We start from the raw sequence: 1874 nt of genomic DNA, 5'->3' as shown, positions 1-1874 counted from the left end.
CGTTAGAGCAGTTTGAGAATTACCACATCGATATTTTCAACTACGAAACAGCATAAACTTTACGACTTTTATCACGCATAAAATCTTCCAGCATATCCGCCGTCATAGGACGTGCTATGAAATAACCTTGCGCCAAATCGCACCCCCTCTGCTTCAAAAACTGCAACTGCTGTTGAGTTTCAACCCCTTCGGCAACCACTTTCAAACTGAGGTTGTGAGCCATTGCGATAATCGCAGATGCGATTTTTTCATCATCACTGTCCATGGGAATATCGCTAATGAAAGATCGATCGATTTTAAGCACATCCACTGGGAGTTGTTTCAGATAACTCAATGATGAATATCCTGTGCCAAAGTCATCAATTGAAAGGGTTACCCCCAGCTCTCTAACCCGAGTCAGCGTTTCCACTACGCCCTCTATATGATTCATCACGTAACTTTCAGTCACTTCGAGTTCCAGCAAGTGTGGAGGCAACCCACTGGCCTCCAGTGCTTTTTCCACGGTTTCTACAAAGCCACTACGCATAATCTGTATCCCGGAAATATTAACGGCGACACGAATATTAAGCCCTTTTTTATTCCACTGTCGTGCTTGGGCGCAGGCGCTGTTGAGAATCCACTCTCCCATTGGAACAATCAGGCCCGTCTCTTCCGCTAGCGGAATAAAGCTATCAGGAGGCACCAGCTCTCCGCTTTTAAGCTGCCAGCGCACCAGCGCTTCTACAGTGAAAATCCCATCAGATCCCACCTCAAGCTGTGGCTGATAGTGCAGTAAGAATTGCTGGCGTTCAATCGCCGTACGCAGCTCATTTTCAAGGCGAAAATGCTCGTAACTGCTTCTGCTCAACTCAGGCGAATAAAATGCATAGGTATTGCGCCCATTTTCCTTGGCATAATACATTGCAGTATCGGCATGTTTTAACAACTGCTCTGCTGAGCCACCATCATCAGGATATACGCTAAGGCCAATCGAACAGCCAACCACCGCCTGGTGACCGTCAAGCTCAATCGATTCACTAAGTGTACTCAGAATCTTATCGGCAATGCCTGCGAGCATATCCGGACGCTCCACATCTTCCAGTAAGATTGTAAATTCATCCCCCCCTAAACGCGCTACAGTGTCTGCCTGGCGTACACATTCTTTTAGCCGCTCTGCAACTTTCTTCAGCAACAGGTCTCCCTGCTGATGGCCGAGGGTATCATTTACATATTTAAAACGATCAAGGTCGATGAAGAGCACTGACAACCGGCTGCTCTGTCGACTAGCCCTTTCAATCGCATGCTTCAGACGATCATTGAACAGAATCCTGTTTGGCAGATCGGTCAACACATCATAATGGGCTAAATACTGTATCCGTTCTTCAGAACGCTTTTGCTCAGTAATATCGGTGAAGACGCTAATATACTGCAGCACATTATCGCGATCATCGACGACCTGCTCGATACTCTGAATACAAGGGATCGCATCTCCCTCTTTACGCAGATTCCAGACCTCTCCCTGCCATGATCCCGTGCGGTTGACCTCCCACCACAATCCATCATGAAAACGCTCGTCGTGATGCTTTGGACAGAACAACTCTTCCGGCAACTTACCCAACGTTTCCTCTTCCGAAAAACCTGTTGCAGCACAAAAGCCATGATTTACTGCCACAATCCGTTTCTGAGCGTCAGCAATCAAAATTCCTTCACAGGTATTTTCGAATACACTGGCAGTTAACTGAAGCTGTTGCACCAAAGACTGACGCTGCAGCTCCGCGCTGACTCGACTGGCGGTAATCTGCATCAGTGAACGAATTGATTCAACCATCCGTAAGGGCTTGTCATCCAATAACACCACCAACCCTTTGCAACGCCCAGCGGTATCGTAGATTGGG

The 1874-nt window shown here is 47.4% G+C and carries 1 protein-coding gene; it reads right to left on the bottom strand.

The window, feature by feature from the left end; genetic code table 11:
- Positions 1 to 40 precede the first annotated feature (40 nt).
- On the bottom strand, positions 41 to 1874 hold a 1834-nt coding region (locus ABYW01_RS20645), incomplete at its 5' end, for a putative bifunctional diguanylate cyclase/phosphodiesterase (protein WP_372836393.1).

Origin of the sequence: Pontibacterium sp. (assembly GCF_041587635.1) — a bacterium.
In the GTDB taxonomy this organism is placed as follows: Bacteria; Pseudomonadota; Gammaproteobacteria; order Pseudomonadales; family Balneatricaceae; genus Pontibacterium.
Note: the sequence above shows the minus strand (reverse complement) of the source record. Positions and strands in the feature narration are given on the sequence as shown.